This window comes from Enterobacter sp. BRE11 (genome assembly GCF_031844285.1).
GTDB lineage: Bacteria > Pseudomonadota > Gammaproteobacteria > Enterobacterales > Enterobacteriaceae > Pantoea.
Map to the genome: position 1 here is coordinate 289611 of NZ_JAUZUX010000002.1, position 19031 is coordinate 308641.

A 19031-nucleotide genomic window follows, 5' to 3' on the forward strand; every position below is an offset into this window, starting at 1 on the left:
ATTTTTTAGCGCAGGCGATAGCGGGACGAAAAAAAGCCGCAGCGTTTTCGGCTGCGGCCTGCGAGAGCGTCAGCGATTACGCCGCGAACTGCTCCATCGTTTGCAGGATGCGCTTGTCGGAGACGGGATAAGGCGTGCCGAGCTGCTGGGCGAAGTAGCTAATGCGCAGCTCCTCAATCATCCAGCGGATGTCGCGTACCTCTTCATCATCCTGACGCTGCGGCGGCAGCTTATTGCGCCACGCCTGCCACGCCTGCTCAACCGCCTGCACCTTCAGCATGCGCGCGCGATCGCTGTGCGGATCGGCGGGCAGTTTTTCCAGCCGACGCTCAATCCCGTGCAGATAGCGCAGCGTGTCGCCCAGTCGCTTCCAGCCGTTGCCGGTAACGAAGCCGCGATAGACCAGGCCGCTCATCTGCGCCTTAATGTCCGACAGCGCCAGCGCCATGGTCATATCGACGCGCCCTTTCAGCCGCTTGTTGATGTTGAACACGGCGGTAAGGATCTGCTCAACCTGTCTGGCGATCTCCACCACCGTCTCGTTCAGCTCGGCGCGTACCTTCTCGTGCAATTGCTCGAAGTTTTGCTGCTGCCAGGCCGGGCCACCCGCTTCCGCCATCAGCTTGTCGACGCCGCAAGCGATACAGTCGTCGATCAGATCCAGTACCTTGCCGTAGGGGTTGAAGTAGAGCCCCAGCTTGGCTTTGTTCGGCAGCTTTTCGTGCAGGTATTTTATCGGCGAAGGAATATTGAGCAGCAGCAGGCGACGCTGGCCGCGCCACATCATTTTCTGCTGCTCCTGTTCGCTGTCGAACAGGCGGATGGCCACGCTCTCTTTCTCGTCGACCAGCGCTGGCCAGGCTTTGACCTGATAGCCGCCGCGCTTCTGCTCGTAGCTGCGCGGCAGATCGCCGAAGCTCCAGATATGCAGGCCGTTCTGCTCCAGGCCGTCATCCGCCACCTTTGACAGCGTCTCCTGCACTTTTTCTTTCAGTTCGGCTTTCAGCGCGCTGAGATCTTTGCCCTCTTTCAGCTTGCGGTTATGTTCGTCCACGACGCGAAACGTCATTTTCAGGTGATCGGGCACCTGTTCCCACTGCCAGTTTTCCCGCTCCAGCGTCACGCCGGTCATGCGGCGGAACTCTTTCGCCAGCGCGTCGAGCAGCGGCAGCGACATGGCGGTAACGCGCCCTAAAAAGGCATCGGCATAGTTGGGCGCAGGCACCAGATTGCGGCGCAGCGGCTTCGGCAGCGACTTAATCAGCGCGATAATCAGCTCGCGGCGCACGCCGGGGATCTGCCACTCGAAGCCCTGGTCCTCGACCTGATTAAGCAGCGGCAGCGGAATATGCACCGTGACGCCGTCGGCGTCCGCGCCCGGCTCAAACTGATAGCTGAGCTTCAGCTTGAGGTTGCCCTGATGCCAGAAGTTGGGGTAGTCGAGCTGGCTGACCTTGTCCGCGCCCTCTTTAATCAGCATCTGTTTGTCGAAGCTAAGCAGATCGGGAGTATCGCGGCTCGCCAGCTTCCACCAGCTGTCGAAATGCTTCGCCGACACCACCTGCTGGCCGACGCGCTGGTCATAAAAGTTGAACAGGGTGTCGTCATCCACCAGGATGTCGCGGCGGCGCGATTTATGCTCAAGATCTTCGACTTCGCTGCGCAGCTTCTGGTTATTGCGGAAGAAGGCGTGGCGCGTCTGCCAGTCGCCCTCCACCAGCGCGTGGCGGATAAACAGCTCGCGGCTCAGCGTCGGGTCGATGCTGCCGTAGTTGACCTTGCGCGCGGCGACGATCGGCAGGCCGTACAGCGTGACCTTCTCCTGCGCCATCACCGCGCCCTGACCTTTTTCCCAGTGTGGCTCGCTGTAGCTGCGTTTAATCAGGTGCTGCGCCAGCGGCTCGATCCATTCGGGGTCGATACGCGCCGCGATGCGCCCCCACAGGCGGCTGGTTTCCACCAGCTCCGCCACCATGGTCCATTTGGGTGGCTTTTTAAACAGCCCGGAGCCGGGGAAGATGGCGAAGCGGGCGTTGCGCGCGCCGGTAAACTCCTGCTTTTCGGCGTCTTTGATGCCGATATGTGACAGCAGGCCGGTAAGCAGCGCGCAGTGCACCTCGCGAAAGCCGGCCGGCTCGCTGTTGACCGGGATCCCTAGCTCGCGAACCACCTGGCGCAGCTGAGTATAGATATCCTGCCATTCGCGCACGCGCAGATAGTTAAGAAAATCCCCTTTGCACTGGCGGCGGAACTGGTTGCCCGACAGCGCCTTCTGCTGCTCGCCCAGGTAGTTCCACAGGTTGACGAAGGCGAGAAAGTCGGACTCTTTGTCGGCGAAGCGGCGATGTTTCTCATCGGCGGCCTGCTGTTTCTCGACCGGACGCTCGCGCGGGTCCTGAATCGACAGCGCCGAAGCGATAATCATCACTTCGCGCACGCAGCCAAAGCGCTGCGCCTCCAGCACCATGCGTGCCAGGCGGGGATCGACCGGCAGCTGCGCCAGCTGGCGGCCTGAGCCGGTGAGCTTGTAGTGGCCGGTCTCGCTGTTGAGCGTAAGCGCCCCCAGCTCCTCCAGCAGGCGCACGCCATCCTGGATATTGCGCTTGTCGGGCGCTTCGACGAAAGGAAAGGCGCCGATATCGCCCAGCCCCAGCGCCGTCATCTGCAGGATCACCGACGCCAGGTTGGTGCGCAGGATCTCCGGGTCGGTAAAGGCCGGACGGCTGAGGAAGTCATCTTCCGAATAGAGACGGATACAGATGCCGTCGGAGACGCGGCCGCAGCGCCCTTTACGCTGATTGGCCGAGGCCTGCGAAATCGGCTCGATCGGCAGACGCTGCACCTTGGTGCGATAGCTGTAGCGACTGATGCGCGCGGTGCCGGGATCGATCACATATTTAATGCCGGGCACGGTCAGCGAGGTTTCCGCCACGTTGGTCGCCAGCACGATGCGGCGCCCGCTGTGCGACTGGAACACCCGGTTCTGCTCGGCGTTCGAGAGGCGCGCGTAGAGCGGCAAAATTTCGGTATGCGGCAGATCGCGCTTCGCCAGCGCGTCGGCGGTGTCGCGAATTTCGCGCTCGCCGCTCATAAAGATAAGAATATCGCCGCGCCCTTCGTCGCCCAGCTCGTCGACCGCGTCGAAAATCGCCTGCAGCTGATCGCGCTCGCTGTCGTCCGCCTCTTCGACCACCGGCCGGTAGCGCACTTCCACCGGGAAGGTACGGCCCGACACCTCAATCACCGGCGCGTTGTGGAAGTGGCGCGAAAAGCGCTGCGGATCGATGGTCGCCGAGGTGATGATGATTTTCAGATCGGGACGGCGCGGCAGCAGCTCGCGCAGATAGCCGAGCAGGAAATCGATATTCAGGCTGCGCTCGTGTGCCTCATCGATAATGATGGTGTCATATTGCAGCAGCAGGCGGTCCTGCTGGATTTCCGCCAGCAGGATACCGTCGGTCATCAGCTTCACCTGGGTGGTGTCGCTGACCTGATCGTTAAAGCGCACTTTGTAGCCGATGCAGCCGCCGAGCGAGGTTTCAAGCTCCTCGGCGATGCGGTTGGCGACGGTGCGCGCCGCCAGGCGACGCGGCTGCGTATGGCCAATCAGCCCTTTTACGCCGCGTCCCAGCGCCAGGCAGATTTTCGGCAGCTGGGTGGTTTTACCCGAACCGGTTTCACCGGCGACAATCACCACCTGGTGGTCGCGTACCGCCTCGGCGATCTGCTGCTGCTTCTGACTGACCGGCAGGTTGTCGGGAAAGGTTATTTTCGGCGTTGCGGCGGCACGGGCGGCGACGCGCTGCTCCGCCGTCGCAATCTCCTGGCTAATTTCGTCGGCGACGGCCTGCAGCGCCGCTGGGTTAGCCACTTTACCGGCGCCGCGCAGACGGCGCTGCAGGCGCTGGCGGTCGCGCAGCATAAGATTGTCGAGCCGCGGCCACAGCGGCGCAAGAGGAGAGGAAACCGGTGATGACATAGTAATGGAGTACCTTCTCAGACGGAGCCGCTGCCCGTCGCAGCGTCCGATAGCCGGGTTAACCGACTGATTCTAAAAATTGTATTGGATAAAGCGTAACACATTTTATCACGACCGGCTCTGCCTTCCATGCCAGGCTTATTCAAGAAATTCGAACATAGCTCTCGAAATATTGCGCTTTTACCGCGTCGCTAATGACCGTAGAGTGTAACCCATTGAGCGGGAAGCCTTCCGCGTAACAAACAGGAAACAGCAATGAGCAAAGTATTGGTTCTTAAATCCAGCATCCTCGCTGGTTACTCACAGTCAAGCCAGCTGGCCGATTTCTACGTTGAAGAAGCGAAGGCCAAAGGCGATCAGGTTACCGTTCGCGACCGGGCTGCGGATCCGATTCCGGTGCTGGATGGCGAACTGGTTGGCGCGCTGCGTCCGTCAGACGCGCCGCTCTCTCCGCGTCAGCAGGAAGCGCTGGATCTCTCTAATGCGCTGATCGACGAGCTGCAGGCGCACGACGTGATTGTGATCGCCGCGCCGATGTACAACTTCAACATCCCGACCCAGCTGAAAAACTATTTTGACCTGGTTGCTCGCGCTGGCGTCACCTTCCGCTACACCGAAGCGGGTCCGGAAGGCCTGGTGAAAGGCAAGCGCGCGGTGATCCTCTCCAGCCGCGGCGGCATTCACAAAGATACCCCGAGCGATCTGCTGACGCCGTACGTTAAGCTCTTCCTGGGCTTTATCGGCATCACCGACGTTGAGTTCGTCTTCGCCGAAGGCATCGCCTACGGTCCGGAAGTGGCCACCAAAGCCACCGACAGCGCGAAAAACGCCATCAAACAGATTGTTTCTGCCTAATCATTATTATTATTCGCTCTGTGTTTCGATTGCCAGGCATGACGCCTGGCTTTTTTTATTTCTGCATCCACAGCCCGTTGAGGCCGCGCACATATTCGCCCTCGCCCGCGCGCGCCACCAGCTTTGCGCCAGCGATACGCGCCACCTGATCGGTGGTGAGGTTGTTCTGCTGCGCGATGCGCTGATATTCCACGCTTCGTCCGGCGTTAATCCGCTTTACCAGCGCCTGCGTCTCGCCATCCTGCTGGCGCGCGGCGATATAGCCGCTAAAGGTTTCCCCGACTCGCCCCTGCTGGCGCGCCTCATCCAGCGTCAGCGCCAGCGCCGGCTGCGCCGTGCCGATCAGCAGCAGCGCAGCCAGGAGCGGCTTGCGCAACGCGCGCATCAAAACAGATCGCTCTGATTCTTCAGCAGCGCCTCCACGTCTTTGTCCACCTTGATATGAATTTCATGTTCAATCTTCACGTTCATATTGATGGTGATCGGCTCCTTCGGCGCGGCCACCTCGATGCGCGGCACGCAGCCGGTCAGCGGCAGCCCGACTGCCAGCACCAGTAACGCCCTGAGGCTCATGGTTGTTGATCCCTTTTGGTCGGCAGAGTGGCGTTCTGTTCCACCCAGGATTGCAAATTATCGCCAAAGCGCAGGCTGCGCCAGAGTTGAAACAGGTTCTGCTGATGGCGGTAGTTAAGATTGACAGTCTGTTTGCGGTTGCTGAACTGGCTGACGCCCTGCACCTGCGCCTGCATAGCGAGATTGCCAAGGTTGTCGAGATTGAGCGTCGCCCACGAGCGCGAGATCTCCATATAGCGCAGCCAGTCCATCGCCGCGCCCGCGGCGACGTTGCCAGCGGTGATCGCGTCAGCCATATCTTTATCCATACGGAACGTCAGAGCGCCGCTGTTAGCGATCCAGCCATTCTGCACCAGCCAGCGCGGATTGTTTACCCACAGCGGCAGCTCGCCGTTGATCCTGCCGGACATAGCGAACTGCTTAGGCTTTAGCGCGGTGACCAGCTTGCTCAGGCTGATATCGCGCAGGCTCAGCGTCGCTGCCTGGTGCTGCGGCAACCGCAGCGCGGGCAGCGTAACCTTGCCGCCCAGCAGCGCCATGCTGACCGCCTGCAGCGTCAGCGGCCGCGCCTCGCTCCAGGGATAGTAGCCCTGAAGATCGGCGCGGATATCCTGCATCGCAAACTGGTTGGTGATTTCGCCGATGCGCAGCTGCACCGGCCCGCGCACGCCAAGCTGCCACTGCTGATCTTTCAGCCGGAACGGCAGTGAGAAGTCGACGCCGTTGATCTGGTTGTCCGACGTCCAGAGGCTGCCCTGCGTCACCGTCCAGTGCCCGCCCGCGCGGAATCCCTCTTTCGCCGCGGCGGAGAACGCCACCTGCGCGCGCAGCTCGCCCGCGCGGATTTTCATCTTGAGATCAGGGTTGAGCAGCGGCTGAAACACCCTCAGCGACTGCGTCGGCCACCAGGCCTCGCCGCGCAGGCGCTCGCCGTCCCAGCGGCCGTGTACGCGCAGCGGCCCAATCGCCTGCGCCTGCAGCGCGCCGCGCCAGATAAAGTGGCTGGGATCCTGGCCTTTCGCCTCGAAGCGCAGCGACGAGGCGGGCAGACGCCCGCCGAAATCGAACCGCGTCTCTCCCGCGTCGATTCGGAAGCCGCCGTTAAAGGCGGGTCGCTGCGCGTCGCGCTGCCAGTTGACCGGCGCGCTGAGTGTCAGTCGCGGCCGCATCACCTGCGCCATGCCGTACTGCATCTGATTAAAGCCGGCATTCAGGCTGTCGAGATGGATAAGGGTGTCGCGCCAGCCACCCGCCCCCAGAATGGTCCAGGCGGCGTTGAGCGGCCGCATGTCGCCGCTCCCCCAGTAGCGCCATTTCCACTCTCCTTTATCGGGCCAGAAGTTGCTGGCGCGCCCGTCGAGGTGCAGCCTGAACTGGCCGAAGCTCGGATCGTGCGCCTTGAGTATCGCCTGCAGGCGACCGTCGATGCCCTGTGAGGCGAGCCGCACGCCCGCCAGCGGCCAGCGCGCCTCATCGACCTCCAGCGTGGAGAGAAGGCGGCCGCGCAGGCGCAGCAGCGCGCCGGGCTGGAACCTGAGCTGCGGGTCGAGCAACGGCCCGCTAAGATCGCCCGGCAGCGCGGCGTAAAGCTGCATCGCCGCCAGCTTGCTTTCGCCGGTAAGGCGCAGCGGCAGCGCGCTGTTTGTCATGCTCAGCCTTCCAGGGCCGATATTCAGCACCGCGTTGCCTTTGCCGCCGCGTCCCTGTGTCAGCACGTTGAGCCGTCCGGCGAACTGCGTCTCTTCCAGCCCCTGCCGCCAGTTATCAAGTCTGAGATCGAGAAAGCCGGAGAGCGTCTGCTCGCCGGTCGGCCAGCGGTAACGCCCTTTAACAATGCGGATCTGCCGCGCGTCCGCCTGCCACGGCAGCGTCAGCAGCGGCTGGCCGTCGCCGGTGGTGTAGAGCGCCAGTTTTCCCTGCTGCTGCTGCCAGTCGAGCGTCAGACGCAGCGGTTCGCCAGCGTACTGCAGCTCGCCCTCCAGCTGACCGCCGATTGGCAAGCCGTTGGCGAACTCGGGCAGCTCGAACCGGCCATGCAGCGTCACGGGCTGCGGCAGCGCCTTATGGCGCAGCGTCAGCTGCTCTACGTTAAGCTGCTGCCCCTGCAGGCTGGCGTCGATATTAAGGTTGTCGCCGCGATAGCGCAGCGTCTGTTTAGTAGGGGTAAGGCTGAGATCGAAACGGCCGGCGTAGGCTTGCCAGGGCGCAATGGTAAGATTATCGAGCTGGATATCGGCGCCGGGCAACAGCTGCTGCCACGCCGCGAGGCTTTTCGGTGTGCCGGACTGCTCGCTTTGCGGCAGCTGCTGCAGGCAGTCGCTGTCGAGCGTCACCTGACGCGCGGCGAGCCGCCAGCGCCGGTCGTGCCAGCCAAGCGAGACCTGCTCAACGCTTGCCAGCGCGCACTCGCCCGCCAGGTAGCGTACCTGCGGAAACCACAGGCCGCCGTTGCGCCAGCGCGGCGATCCTTCCAGCACGATGCGCGTATCCGCCGGCAGCCAGATGCCAGCCAGACGCGGCAGCCATTGCGTCACAGTGAGCAGCAGCCCCAGCACCAGCAGCGTCAGCGCCAGTAAGGCAGCAAGTAGTCGGCGGAGGCTCCGCGGCATGGCAGCACTATTCCTTTTCCTGACAGGTTCCTGCCCCTGATGATGGCATGTAATCGGCCTGAGGTGAAGGCGCGCCGCCGACGGCAGCAAAATCCACAATAAAACGTTATGCTGTGTGGATACCCGAATGCAGGAGCGTAACGATGAAAATCGCGGTTTACAGCACGAAGCACTATGACCAGAAATATCTCGATCGCGTTAACGAAGACTACCAGTTTGAACTGGTCTATTTCGACTTTCTACTGACGGAAGCGACGGCAAAAAACGCCGTTGACTGCGACGCCGTCTGCATTTTTGTCAACGACGACGCCAGCCGTCCGGTGCTGGAGGAGCTGGCGGCACTTGGCGTGAAGTATATCGCGCTGCGCTGCGCCGGTTTTAACAACGTCGATTTAGCCGCAGCGGAGGAGCTGGGTCTGAAGGTGGTGCGCGTACCCGCCTATTCGCCGGAGGCGGTGGCGGAACATACGGTTGGAATGATGATGACGCTTAACCGCCGTATCCATCGCGCTTATCAGCGCACGCGCGACGCCAACTTTTCGCTCGACGGCTTAACCGGCTTTAATATGCACGGCAAAACCGCAGGCGTGGTCGGCACCGGCAAGATCGGCATAGCGACGATGCGCATTCTGAAAGGTTTCGGCATGCGCCTGCTGGCGTTTGATCCTTACCCGAGCGCGCAGGCGCTGGAGCTGGGCGCGGAGTATGTCGATCTGAAAACCCTGTTCGCCGAGTCGGACGTGATCACGCTGCACTGCCCGCTGACACCGGAAAATCATCATCTGCTGAACGCCGCCGCCTTTAACCAGATGAAAGATGGCGTAATGGTGATTAACACCAGTCGCGGCAAGCTGATCGACTCCCAGGCTGCGATTGAGGCGCTCAAACAGCAGAAAATCGGCTCGCTCGGCATGGATGTCTACGAAAATGAGCGCGATCTCTTCTTTGAAGACAAGTCTAACGACGTGATTCAGGACGATGTGTTCCGTCGGCTGTCAGCCTGCCATAACGTGCTGTTTACCGGCCATCAGGCATTTCTGACCGCTGAGGCGCTGACGGCGATTTCGGAAACGACCTTGTCGAATCTCAGCCAGCTTGAAAAAGGCGAAGTCTGCCAGAACCAGCTGTCCGCCTCGGCCTGACCCGCCGGGCGTAGCCGTTGAGTCGCGCCTGCGGTTTTGTTAGCGGGCGCAGTTGCCGCCGATCAGCGCCTGTTCATCGCAGCGGCGTCCGTTCGCCAGCTGGCACATGCCGATGCGCGTGCCGTCCAGCTGGTGAGAAAAGGCCAGCGTGCCTCCGGCCCCCGCGCAGTTGCTTTCCGCCAGCGACGACATAATGACGTGCGGCTGAATATGGGCTGCGGTGGCTTGTTGCGGCGGTTCGTTATCGCTGTTGCTGCTGCATGCGGAGAGCAGCAGCGCAGCGCCGGCCAGCAGAAAGGTGGCTGCTTTCATCAGTCGGACTCCGGAAGTATTAGGGTTAGAGGCCGGTCAAGCATAAGACAGGCGTCGCAGCCGGTCGATAGGCGACACAGCTTTTTACAAAATTTTCTCTGGCGCTTTGCAAGCGGAATAATCTTGTTTCGCTTCGCTAACGCTTCTCTCAGTTGCTGATGGCTGGCGTTATAGCAGGACCACCGCAAGCAAAGGTGACGCCGTCACATTATTCCTTACCACAGCTGCTTCACCTTCGTGATGCCAGCGAGCGCCCCCCGCCTTCTCTTCCTGCTCGCTAATCCCTTGATCTCGCGCAATAAAGGGCGCGCCTGTTCCTGAACTGTTGAGGCCTGATTAAGAAACGCCGCACTATAGTCAGCGTCGAGGTAACGCCTCACTACAACAAGTACGGCTATTGATTCATTTAGCCGGGTCTTCCGGTAACGCTCCACGACAGGAGCGTTTTTTATTTGCCGGGTTAATGCCCGCACCCTTTACAGCTGCCGCATCCGCCGCCCTCTTTGGCTGGCTGCAACCCAGGCTGCAGGCTGACGCGCTGCTGGCGCAACAGGGTCACCGCGGCCACGCCTGCCGCAACAATAGCCGCCAGGCAGATCAGGCTGAAACCGGGATGCTGTGTAAAGGTGCCGATCTGGTAAATCAGGGTCGCCGCGCTATAGGCCATAACGGTTCCCCAGATCAGAGCAAACCACATCCACTGCCGTCCCGCCTCTTTCGCCAGCGCGCCCATCACCGAGGCGCAGGGCACGTAGAGCAGCACGAAGACCAGATAGCTGTAGGCCGCGAGCGCGCTGCCGAACATCGTCTGCATAACGCCTACCGCGCCCTGACTCATTTCGCCGTCTCCTTTGCTCGCTTCAACAGGGTTAAACAGCGTCTGCGGGCTGAGCGCCTGTTTCAGGTTCTGCCCGGTTTCATCCAGCGCCGAGGCGAAAACCGCCGTCAGGCTTTGCGCTGGCTCAGCGTCCGGCGCATTTTGCGGCTCCGCCAGGTAGAGCGCGTTCAGGGTGCCGACCACACTCTCTTTCGCCAGGGCGCCGGTTACCAGCCCAACGGTCGCCTGCCAGTTGTCGGGCTTGATCCCCATCGGCGTAAACAGCGGCGTCAGGTAGCGGCTGGCGGAAGCCAGTACCGAGTCGTCGACGCGCGGCGCCCGATGGCCGCTCACCGTCAGGCTGGAAAGTAGGCCAATCACCACGCAGGCCGCGACGATCACCCTGCCCGCGCGAATAACGAAGGCGTGCAGCCGAAACCAGGTCTGCAGCAGCAGGATGCGCATCACCGGCACATGCCACAGCGGCAGCTCCATGATGGCACAGGAGGCGCCGCCCTTTAGCAAGGTATGCTTCAACACCAGCCCGGTAAAAACCGCCGCCACGATACCGAGCAGATAGAGCGAAAAGATGACGCCCGCGCCGGCGTTACCGAAAAAGACGCCGGAAAATACGGCGAATATCGCCAGCCGCGCGCCGCAGGACATAAAGGGGGCCATCAGCATCGTAACCAGCCTTTCCCGCTCGGTTTCCAGCGTGCGCGCTCCCATCACGGCCGGCACGTTGCAGCCAAAGCCGACGATCAGCGGCACAAAAGATTTCCCCGGCAGCCCCAGCCAGCGCATCAGCCGATCGACCACAAACGCGGCGCGCGCCATATAGCCCGACTCTTCCAGCAGCGTCAGAAAAAAGAACATCAGCGCCAGCTGCGGGACCAGCGGCAGGACGGTGGTAATGCCGCCACCGATGCCCTGCACCAGAAAAGAGGTGATCCAGTCGGGAAAGTGAAGCGCGGCGCAGATCTGCGCGGCGCCGTCGATAAACAGCGCCGTGGACCCCTTATCAAATACCGGCTGCAGCGCGCCGCCGATATTGATGGAGAAGTAAAACATCAGGTACATCACCCCTAAAAACAGGGGAAAACCGAGCCAGCGGTCGAGGAACAGATTATCCAGCGCGCGCGTCAGACGGTGGGCGCGACGCGACCCGCCATCGCAAGCGGCCTGACAGATGGCGCGGATGCGGGCCAGCCGCGCCTCCGCATCGACTTCCGCTCGGTTCAGCAGTAGATCCGCAGGCGGCGCGGCGGCAAGGCTTTCAATGGCTGCCAGCAGCGCCGTTAGCCCTTCGGACGTCGAGGCGGACATCAGCACTACCGGACAGCCGAGCTGGGCGGCCAGCGCATCGGCATCCAGTTCAACGCCGCAGGTTCTGGCGACGTCGGCCATATTAAGCACCACGATCGTCGGCAGGTTCAGCTCGCGCAGTTGCAGGGTGAGCCACAGGCTCTTCTCCAGGCTTGACGCGTCAATCACGTTGATCAGCACGTCCGCCTGGCCGCTCATTATATAGCTGCAGGTGACGCGTTCGTCGGCGGAGAGGCCGTCTTCAGCCTGCACCGTTTCAAGGGAATAGATGCCAGGCAGATCGATCAGCGTGACGGCTGCCTCGCCGGTGGTGAAGGTGCCCTGTTTGCGCTCGACGGTGACGCCGGGCCAGTTGCCGGTGCGCTGCCGCAGCCCGGTCAGCAGATTGAACAGCGTGGTTTTACCGGCGTTAGGGTTGCCCGCCAGTACGGCGTTGATACGCTTCATGCCTGCTCGCCTCCGTCAACGGCCTCAAGGCGCAGCATCGCCAGTTCAGCTTTACGGAGCGCATAGCTGCTGTGGCTGAGACGCACCTCCGCCGGATCGCCCAGCGGCGCAAACCTGACGATATCGATGACCGCACCAGGCACGAAGCCCAGCGATAAAAATTTACGACGGAAAAGCTCGGACAGGTCGTTCCTGAACCCTGTAATACGCCATTGACTCCCGGGGGTTATCAACATGATCTCATCTCCGATATCTCTGTGCCGCAACTATGCAATTGCGAACAATTATCGTTATTGATTTAGATCGCGTTAAGGGCGAGATGCGGGTAAAGAGTAGCGTGGTTGATGCCGGGTTGATGAAACCGCCGCTTACGGCCTGGACGGTTCAGCGGCCGTTAAGGCAGGGAAAGCGAAGATAGCCGTCACATGGTGAACGGAAATCTCTTTATGCTGAAACCTGTTGCGCTTGTTGTCTGCCTGCTGCTCTCCGGCTGCGCGGTGCCGCGCCATCATCAGGCCAAAAACCTCAACGCCCCGCCCGAGTGCACCTCCCACGACAGCGAGATCGACTGCACCTGGAACGACGTGCCCGAGAGTCCCCAGGCTCAGGCCGCCGCTGAGGCGCAGTAGCGCAGGCGCTTCTCAGCGACATTTGTTACGCAGCCGCCAGTCGAGCCACGCATCCAGCTCGCGATCGGGCAGCGGTTTGGCATAGAAATAGCCCTGCGCCTAGTCGCAGCCATACTCGCACAGCATGCTGGCTACGTCTCCGCACTCAATGCCCTCCGCCAGCACGACATAGTCCAGCTCTTTCAGCATGGTGATAATGTTGCGCGCGATAATACGCGACGCCGTGTCGGTGGCGAGGCCGCTGATTAACGAACGGTCCAGCTTGATGACATCCAGCGGCATGCGGCGCAGATAGCTGATATTGCTGTAGCCGGTGCCGAAGTCGTCCAGCGAGATGCCGAAGCCGCGCAGCTTAAGCATCTCCAGCCCGCGCAGCGCGGCCGGATTTTCAATCAGCCGCTCGGTCTCCAGACACTCCACGCCAAGCAGCGCGTTAGGCAGCCTGACTTTCAGCATCTTATCCTCCAGCATGTCGGCGAACCCCTGCCGGGCGAAATCATGCAGGCTGACGTTGACGGAAATCGGCAGCTGGATGCAGTGATTACGCAGCCGCGCCAGACGGGCAATGACGCGATCGATCACCCAGGTGTTCATCTCGGAGAGCAGTTCGGTCTGCTCCGCCAGGGGGACGAACGCCGAGGGCGGCAGCTCGCCCAGCAGCGGATGGCGCCAGCGGATCAGCGCCTCAAGCCCCACCGGCGCGCCGCTCTGCAGACAAATTTTGGGCTGGTAGGCCAGATAGAGCCCCTCTTCGTTTCTCAGCGCAGAGGCAAGTTCATGCATCAGGTTAAAATCGCGCGTGCGGCGCACATCCTCCGACGCGCTATAGGTCCGCGTCGCCACCCCGCTGCCGATCGCCTCATGCAGCGCGCTGAGGCCACGACGTAGTACCTCCTGCGCCGGCGACGCCACGGCCGTGAAGTCCACTCCGCCGGTAAAGGTATTCAGGGTCACCGACAGCCCCTCGCCTAAATCCGCGCTGATGCCCTCCATGCGATTCGCCACCCCGGCGGCGCTGAGCGGGCTTCTTTCGCTGGTAAGCAGCGCAAACCGGCCGGTAGCCACGGTGTAGAGCAGATCGCCAGGCCCCAGGCGCAGGCGCAGCGGCAGAAGCGTAGCGACATCTTTAAGCAGCCCCTCGACCGGCCCCATCCCCATTGAGCGCGCCAGCTCATAGGCGCGCGCCATGTCGATGCAGTCAATCAGAATCAGCCGCCGCGGCTGCGTATCGCCGCTCGCCGTCAGGTAGTGCAGATCGCGGATCAGCCGCTGACGATTAGGCAGCCCGGTCACCGGATCGCTGAAGCCGGCGGCGTGCCAGGCTTCGAGAAACGAGATTACCAGCGCGCCGAGCAGCGTCAGCGCAGTCAGCTGTTCAGGATTGAGCGAATGCGGCTCGCCGTCGGTCACGCACAGCGTGCCGAGGATATGGCCAGTGCGGCTTTTCAGCGGCACGCCGGCATAGAAGCGAATCCAGGGATCGCCGATGACGAACTTGTGCTTTACAAAGCGGGCATCCAGCCAGGTATCGGAAACCACCATCGGCGCTTCGGAATCGATCACGTAGCGACAGAGCGAATCCTCTCGCGTCGAGAACTTAAGCGCAAAGTTGCGCGCCGCCCGAATGTACTGAAATTCATCGTCGACGATGGAGATAAAACAGCCGGGAATGCCGAGCGCCTGGCTCGCCAGCCGGACAAACTTCTCAAGAACCCCATCGCGACTTTCGTCAGGTTCGCGCAGCGCTTCAAGCGCGCGCAGGCGACTTTCGTCGTCGGAACATGTTTGCATGGTTCCTCCGGCCCGCACCAGTTCTGGAACGAACAGAAAATAATTGTGTTTAAAAGCAGACCGGGAAAAACCGACTAAAGTACAAGGCAAATTATCTGATTTTATCTGGTACGAAATCTTAAGCGCATTTTGCCCGCATGGCACACTAAATTCTTATGAACAATGTCAAATAATCCGAAAAATAAAAAAATTACAAAATGATCGTTTCCTTTTTCCTGATTCACTGCCACACTGTAGAGGTCAATAGAGTTGCACGCAATTAAATATCAAACTATATAAAAACAAAATTTCGCCATTCTTTACACAGCAATAACAACACCAGGGAATTCACTTTGCACTTCCTCAGAAATTTCACTATTCGTCGGGTAGTACAGGCTATTTTACTGGCTGCGCTGCTGGTCGTGGCGCTGGCTGGCGCTTACGGTTCTGTTGTTATGCGCGACCTGCATCAGCGCGCCGAAGCGAGAGACGTCGTCAGCGCGCAGCTGGTTTTCCTGACGCGCGCCGGAAATGCGATGGCCTCAGGCTCCGCCGAGGAAAAAGCGTTGCTGCAGGCGGAGGCCCCCGCCGGCGCGGACTGGGCGCCCCTTAGCGCCGCCCTGCACGACACCCCCGCACGCTTCTCCGCCGTGGCGAAGGAGCGGCTAAGCTTTCTGCAGCGTCAGGCTGCATCGGACGAAGCGGCGACCGCCCGCGATCGTGAGCGTCTGCAGAGGACATTTCTTGTCGCCGCGCTGATGACGCTGGGCCTGCTGATCTTCTGCGACCGCTTTCTGGTCACCCATCTGGTGAAGCCGCTTGGCGTGATGCGCGAGCATTTCAGAAGCATGGCAGCAGGCGATCTCTCGCGCGAGCCGCAGGAGTTTGGCCGCAACTGTGTCGGGCAGCTGGTTCCACTGGTGCGGCTGATGCAGCAGAGCCTGCTCACTACGGTGCAGGCGGTACGTGACAATAGCGGCGTGCTGCGCCGGGAAGCGGCGGATATCGCCGCCGGTAATACTGATCTCTCCGACCGCACCACTCGCCAGGCGGCGGCGCTCGAACAGACCGCCGCCAGCATGGAGGAACTGACCGCCACGGTGAAGAATAACGCGCTGAGCGCCCGGGAAGCGCGCGAGCTGGCAGGCGCCACCGCGCAGACCACCCGACAGGGCGAGGTGCTGGTTCACTCCGTCTCTACGCTGATGCGCGATATCGCTGATGAAGCGGAAAAAATTCGGCAGTTTACCGCTACGGTCAACAGCATCGCTTTTCAGACCAACATTCTGGCGCTCAACGCGGCCGTTGAGGCGGCGCGCGCAGGCGAACAGGGCCGCGGCTTCGCCGTGGTCGCCTCCGAGGTGCGCACGCTCGCCCAGCGCAGCGCCGCGGCAGCTAAAGAGATTGAGGAGTTAATCAGCGGCGCGGTAACGCGCGTACAGGAAGGCGCGGCGGCAGCCGGCCGGGCCGGGGAAACCATGGACAGCGTCACGCAGCGCGTCTCGGCGGTGAACGATCTTATCGGCCAAATTGCGCTGGCCTCAGAAGAGCAAAGCAAAGGCCTTTCTCAGGTCGCGCTGGCTGTTGCCGATCTGGATCGCGTCACGCAGCAGAACGCTTCGCTGGTTCAGCAGGTTACCGCGTCAGCGGGCAGCCTGAACGGACGCACCGAAACCCTCGCCGCCGTTATCAGCCACTTTATTACGCCAGCTGACGTAGGGCATGACCCGAGCCGTAACGCGAAATTAAACAGCGCCAATACGCCTGCCGCGCCGCGGCCAGCTGGCGCCGCTGCCTTATAAAGGGCGTCAGTAACAGGGGCGGCGCGAAGGCGGATTCTCTTTCAGCCAGCGGCGCACCTTTTCCACATCCGGGCCGGCCTCTTTGACAGCCCGGATGAGCCGGTCCTGAGTAATATGCAGCGTCAGCATCCAGAAGGTGATTTGCCACTGTTCGTTTACTTCCACGCAGGAAAGATCGGCAGGGACGCGACGAACGATTGGGTCTCTCATATCAGGGTCCTTATTATCGGCAAGACAAAAACGCCAGGATATTAATCAGCTTGCGAAGCCACACATCCTGAATGTCTGGCTCGGGATATAAAGCGGATTTATCCCTAAACGATTCTGTCGCGGAATTATGAGAGGGTTCTGAGAGGCGCAGCCTGGATAAAATCGGGTGGCGTGTGACGATATCCCCCAGAAACAGCAAAAGCCCGCTTCCAGGAGGCATAACGTCTGTTAACCCATTGGGTCTTACAGCAAAGGTCCTGCTGGAACCGAGCTTGTTGCATAAATGAGAAAAATGATGACCAATAAATCCTTTATGCCAGGCGTGGTTGTTCAGCCTGATGTCCGCTCTCTGCGCATCGCCGCTGGCCTGACGCAGGAGCGCGCCGCCGAACGGTTCGATCTGAGTCTGCGCGGCTGGCAGCTTAAGGAAGCCACATCCAACCCGGGACTGCTCAGCCAGGGAGAATATGAGCTGCTGCTGTTGCTGGCTGGCAAACATCCCCATTTCACGCTTGCCCCGCGCTAGCCTCTCCGCAGTGCTTTCCGCCTTCGCTAATGCGTTCCCGCTGCTGCGCGCGGGCCGGAATCGCGCGACCGGCCCTCGGCGGCCACCCGATTTACAGGTATAATCAGAAAAATTTTTTAGCGGGCTTAGTAATAACGATGACGAAACTTACCTTACAAGAGCAGATGCTCAAAGCTGGCCTGGTCAGCAGCAAGAAAATGGACAAGGTGCAGAGAACCGCCAAAAAATCGCGCGTGCAGGCGCGCGAGGCGCGACAGGCGGTGGAAGAGAATAAAAAGGCGCAGCAGGCGCGCGATAAGCTGCTTAACGAACAGCAAAAGCAGGCGGTGTTGTCGCGCGAGTATAAGGCGCAGATCAAGCAGCTGATTGAGATGAACCGCATCGACATTTCACGCGGCACTATCGGTTTTAACTTCACCGATAATAATCTGATCAAAAAAATCGAGGTCGACAAGGCGACTCAGGCACAGCTGATTAGCGGCCGACTCGCCATTGCGCGCCTGGCGGCGGAGAACGGCGAAAGCCATTACGCCATTATCCCCGCCAGCGTCGCCGATAAGATCGCGCAGCGCGACGCCAGCAGCATCGTATTAAACAGCGCGCTCAGTCAGGAAGAGCAGGATGAAGACGATCCCTACGCTGACTTCAAGGTGCCTGACGATCTGATGTGGTAATGCCCGCCCCACTGCGCGCTGTAGAAGCAAAACTCCGCTGAAACGCGGTTAAAACGGGCTGGCATGGCGCGCTTCTATGCGCTCTCCGCTCACCGGATGGGTAAAATGCAATTCGCTGGCGTGCAGCATCAGCCGCGGCGCGCGGTCGGCCCCCGGCAGCAGACGCCCGCCATAAAGATCGCAGCCCAAAATAGCATGCCCCAGCAGCTGGCAGTGAATGCGCAGCTGATGGGTGCGCCCGGTCTCCGGCGTCAGCGCGACGCGCGTCAGCGGCAGCGCCACGCCCTCTTCTCCCGCCTGATAAAAGCGCTCAACGACGCGATAGCGAGATCGCGCGGGCTTGCCGCTTGCGGCGCAAATCGTCATCAGCGGGAAGCGCGCCGGATCTTTGGCGATCGCCGCCTCGATCATCCCCTCGTTTTCCGTCACATGTCCACACAGCAGCGCGCTGTAGCCCTTGCTCACCGTGCGCTGGCTGAACTGCTGGCAGAGCGCGGCGTTGACGGCTTTATTGCGCGCAATCACCATCAGCCCCGAGGTCCCGAAGTCGAGTCGATGCACCAGGGTGCAGCCGGGAAAACGCGCCGCCAGCCGGTAGTGCACCGAATCGAGGTTAAGGGGATTCTTCCCCGAGAGGCTGAGCAATCCGGCGGGTTTATTGATCAGCACCAGATGGTCATCCTCATAGAGCGTCTCGATCTGTTCCAGACACGGCGGGGCGATAAAGGTATCGACAATAAGTGACATCAGGCGGTCCAAAGAGAGTGAGCGCGGATAGTAGCGAATTTTTCCCGCGCTGGCGACGCGGCCTCTCCTCTTTAAGAGGCCGCGCGCGCTTTTACGCGACGCGAGACCAGCTTGCTGTCTGCCACCGTGCCGGGCTATCTGCTCCTCGGCAAGGTCTTGACGATCGGGGAAAGGCTGGCGTGCGCGGTGATTGCGGCGGGCAGCGAGGGGCCGGGCTAAGCAGAAAGCAACGGCCCGCGCGAGCGGGCCTGTGACGTTACCAGCGGTGAATGCCATCCGCTGGCGGCGGGCCTAAATGCTGAGCGGCGCTGCCTGGCGCAGGTGGCGGGCCCAGATGTTGAGAAGCGCTGTCCGGCGCGGGCGGCGGCCCACTATGATATGAAGCGCCAGGTGCGCGATGATGATGCCTGCCTGGGGAGGATGCATAGTGGTGATGCCCTCCTCCATCCGCCATGACGCAGCCTGACACTGCGGCAGATCCTAAAAGTAGTGTCAGAGCCGCGAATGCGTGCTTAACCATTTTATTTCCTCTGATTATTTACCCGCGGCCTCGCCGGCGCGAGGCAACGAAAATATCGCAAAGTGGACAAAAATAATAAATTAAGGCCTGCAG

At 61.0% G+C, this 19031-nt stretch carries 15 protein-coding genes and 1 pseudogene; 6 read left to right on the forward strand and 10 right to left on the reverse strand.

Annotated features, from left to right (window positions below):
- Nucleotides 1-76: 76 nt before the first annotated feature.
- Complete coding sequence (gene hrpA, locus Q9R34_RS03530; RefSeq protein WP_485892411.1) at nucleotides 77-3979, reverse strand: ATP-dependent RNA helicase HrpA; 3903 nt, start codon at nucleotides 3977-3979, stop codon at nucleotides 77-79.
- Between the two features lie 255 nt (nucleotides 3980-4234).
- Here hrpA and Q9R34_RS03535 point away from each other — a divergent pair, with 255 nt between their 5' ends.
- Complete coding sequence (locus tag Q9R34_RS03535) at nucleotides 4235-4834, forward strand: FMN-dependent NADH-azoreductase (RefSeq protein WP_485892412.1); 600 nt, start codon at nucleotides 4235-4237, stop codon at nucleotides 4832-4834.
- Between the two features lie 55 nt (nucleotides 4835-4889).
- Here the strand turns inward: Q9R34_RS03535 and Q9R34_RS03540 are convergent, their stop codons facing one another.
- The 3 genes from Q9R34_RS03540 to Q9R34_RS03550 are packed head-to-tail and all read right to left on the reverse strand — an operon-like array spanning nucleotide 4890 to nucleotide 8016.
- Nucleotides 4890-5219 (reverse strand): YdbL family probable chaperone protein, encoded by a 330-nt coding sequence (locus tag Q9R34_RS03540; protein WP_434125076.1) that lies wholly within the window; start codon nucleotides 5217-5219, stop codon nucleotides 4890-4892.
- Nucleotides 5219-5407 carry a YnbE family lipoprotein gene (locus Q9R34_RS03545; protein ID WP_033747068.1) on the reverse strand — a complete coding sequence of 63 codons (189 nt, stop codon included), beginning with the start codon at nucleotides 5405-5407 and terminating at the stop codon, nucleotides 5219-5221. The genes Q9R34_RS03540 and Q9R34_RS03545 overlap by 1 nt, the downstream gene beginning before the upstream one ends.
- Nucleotides 5404-8016, reverse strand: a complete 2613-nt coding sequence (locus Q9R34_RS03550; protein ID WP_485892413.1) for a YdbH family protein — start codon at nucleotides 8014-8016, stop codon at nucleotides 5404-5406. Before Q9R34_RS03550 ends, Q9R34_RS03545 begins: the two co-directional genes overlap by 4 nt.
- A 143-nt stretch (nucleotides 8017-8159) precedes the next feature.
- On the opposite strand from Q9R34_RS03550, the gene Q9R34_RS03555 reads away from it, so the two are divergent.
- A complete protein-coding gene (locus Q9R34_RS03555) occupies nucleotides 8160-9158 on the forward strand; it encodes a 2-hydroxyacid dehydrogenase (RefSeq protein ID WP_485892414.1) in 999 nt (332 codons plus the stop codon).
- A 39-nt stretch (nucleotides 9159-9197) separates the two neighbouring features.
- Here Q9R34_RS03555 and Q9R34_RS03560 read toward each other — a convergent pair whose 3' ends face one another.
- From Q9R34_RS03560 to Q9R34_RS03570, 3 genes are all read right to left on the reverse strand, one after another.
- Complete coding sequence (locus Q9R34_RS03560; RefSeq protein ID WP_033790146.1) at nucleotides 9198-9470, reverse strand: putative hemolysin; 273 nt, start codon at nucleotides 9468-9470, stop codon at nucleotides 9198-9200.
- Between the two features lie 460 nt (nucleotides 9471-9930).
- Complete coding sequence (gene feoB / locus Q9R34_RS03565; protein ID WP_485892416.1) at nucleotides 9931-12060, reverse strand: Fe(2+) transporter permease subunit FeoB; 2130 nt, start codon at nucleotides 12058-12060, stop codon at nucleotides 9931-9933.
- Nucleotides 12057-12296 carry a FeoA domain-containing protein gene (locus Q9R34_RS03570; RefSeq protein ID WP_485892417.1) on the reverse strand — a complete coding sequence of 80 codons (240 nt, stop codon included), beginning with the start codon at nucleotides 12294-12296 and terminating at the stop codon, nucleotides 12057-12059. Before Q9R34_RS03570 ends, feoB begins: the two co-directional genes overlap by 4 nt.
- Nucleotides 12297-12506: 210 nt before the next feature.
- Between Q9R34_RS03570 and Q9R34_RS03575 the strand changes: the two genes are divergently transcribed.
- Nucleotides 12507-12689, forward strand: a complete 183-nt coding sequence (locus Q9R34_RS03575; RefSeq protein ID WP_434125012.1) for a hypothetical protein — start codon at nucleotides 12507-12509, stop codon at nucleotides 12687-12689.
- A gap of 12 nt (nucleotides 12690-12701) precedes the next feature.
- On the opposite strand, the pseudogene Q9R34_RS03580 reads toward Q9R34_RS03575, so the two are convergent.
- A pseudogene (locus Q9R34_RS03580) lies at nucleotides 12702-14480 on the reverse strand (EAL domain-containing protein).
- Between the two features lie 332 nt (nucleotides 14481-14812).
- Between Q9R34_RS03580 and Q9R34_RS03585 the strand changes: the two are divergent.
- A complete protein-coding gene (locus Q9R34_RS03585) occupies nucleotides 14813-16261 on the forward strand; it encodes a methyl-accepting chemotaxis protein (RefSeq protein WP_485892419.1) in 1449 nt (482 codons plus the stop codon).
- Nucleotides 16262-16267: 6 nt separating this feature from the next.
- On the opposite strand, the gene Q9R34_RS03590 is transcribed toward Q9R34_RS03585, so the two are convergent.
- Nucleotides 16268-16471, reverse strand: a complete 204-nt coding sequence (locus Q9R34_RS03590) for a DUF3606 domain-containing protein (RefSeq protein ID WP_434125015.1) — start codon at nucleotides 16469-16471, stop codon at nucleotides 16268-16270.
- 295 nt (nucleotides 16472-16766) lie between these two features.
- On the opposite strand from Q9R34_RS03590, the gene Q9R34_RS03595 reads away from it, so the two are divergent.
- Nucleotides 16767-16997 (forward strand): transcriptional regulator, encoded by a 231-nt coding sequence (locus Q9R34_RS03595; RefSeq protein ID WP_434125016.1) that lies wholly within the window; start codon nucleotides 16767-16769, stop codon nucleotides 16995-16997.
- A 137-nt stretch (nucleotides 16998-17134) separates the two neighbouring features.
- Nucleotides 17135-17671 carry a DUF2058 domain-containing protein gene (locus Q9R34_RS03600; protein ID WP_434125017.1) on the forward strand — a complete coding sequence of 179 codons (537 nt, stop codon included), beginning with the start codon at nucleotides 17135-17137 and terminating at the stop codon, nucleotides 17669-17671.
- 48 nt (nucleotides 17672-17719) lie between these two features.
- On the opposite strand, the gene Q9R34_RS03605 is transcribed toward Q9R34_RS03600, so the two are convergent.
- A complete protein-coding gene (locus Q9R34_RS03605; protein WP_434125018.1) occupies nucleotides 17720-18418 on the reverse strand; it encodes an RluA family pseudouridine synthase in 699 nt (232 codons plus the stop codon).
- Nucleotides 18419-19031: the final 613 nt, after the last annotated feature.

Coding starts and splice junctions, on each gene's coding strand:
- hrpA (WP_485892411.1), bottom strand. CDS start 3,979: ATGTCATCACCGGTTTCCTCTCCTCTTGCGCCGCTGTGGCCGCGGCTC.
- Q9R34_RS03535 (WP_485892412.1), top strand. CDS start 4,235: ATGAGCAAAGTATTGGTTCTTAAATCCAGCATCCTCGCTGGTTACTCA.
- Q9R34_RS03540 (WP_434125076.1), bottom strand. CDS start 5,219: ATGCGCGCGTTGCGCAAGCCGCTCCTGGCTGCGCTGCTGCTGATCGGC.
- Q9R34_RS03545 (WP_033747068.1), bottom strand. CDS start 5,407: ATGAGCCTCAGGGCGTTACTGGTGCTGGCAGTCGGGCTGCCGCTGACC.
- Q9R34_RS03550 (WP_485892413.1), bottom strand. CDS start 8,016: ATGCCGCGGAGCCTCCGCCGACTACTTGCTGCCTTACTGGCGCTGACG.
- Q9R34_RS03555 (WP_485892414.1), top strand. CDS start 8,160: ATGAAAATCGCGGTTTACAGCACGAAGCACTATGACCAGAAATATCTC.
- Q9R34_RS03560 (WP_033790146.1), bottom strand. CDS start 9,470: ATGAAAGCAGCCACCTTTCTGCTGGCCGGCGCTGCGCTGCTGCTCTCC.
- feoB (WP_485892416.1), bottom strand. CDS start 12,060: ATGAAGCGTATCAACGCCGTACTGGCGGGCAACCCTAACGCCGGTAAA.
- Q9R34_RS03570 (WP_485892417.1), bottom strand. CDS start 12,296: ATGTTGATAACCCCCGGGAGTCAATGGCGTATTACAGGGTTCAGGAAC.
- Q9R34_RS03575 (WP_434125012.1), top strand. CDS start 12,507: ATGCTGAAACCTGTTGCGCTTGTTGTCTGCCTGCTGCTCTCCGGCTGC.
- Q9R34_RS03590 (WP_434125015.1), bottom strand. CDS start 16,471: ATGAGAGACCCAATCGTTCGTCGCGTCCCTGCCGATCTTTCCTGCGTG.
- Q9R34_RS03595 (WP_434125016.1), top strand. CDS start 16,767: ATGACCAATAAATCCTTTATGCCAGGCGTGGTTGTTCAGCCTGATGTC.
- Q9R34_RS03600 (WP_434125017.1), top strand. CDS start 17,135: ATGACGAAACTTACCTTACAAGAGCAGATGCTCAAAGCTGGCCTGGTC.
- Q9R34_RS03605 (WP_434125018.1), bottom strand. CDS start 18,418: ATGTCACTTATTGTCGATACCTTTATCGCCCCGCCGTGTCTGGAACAG.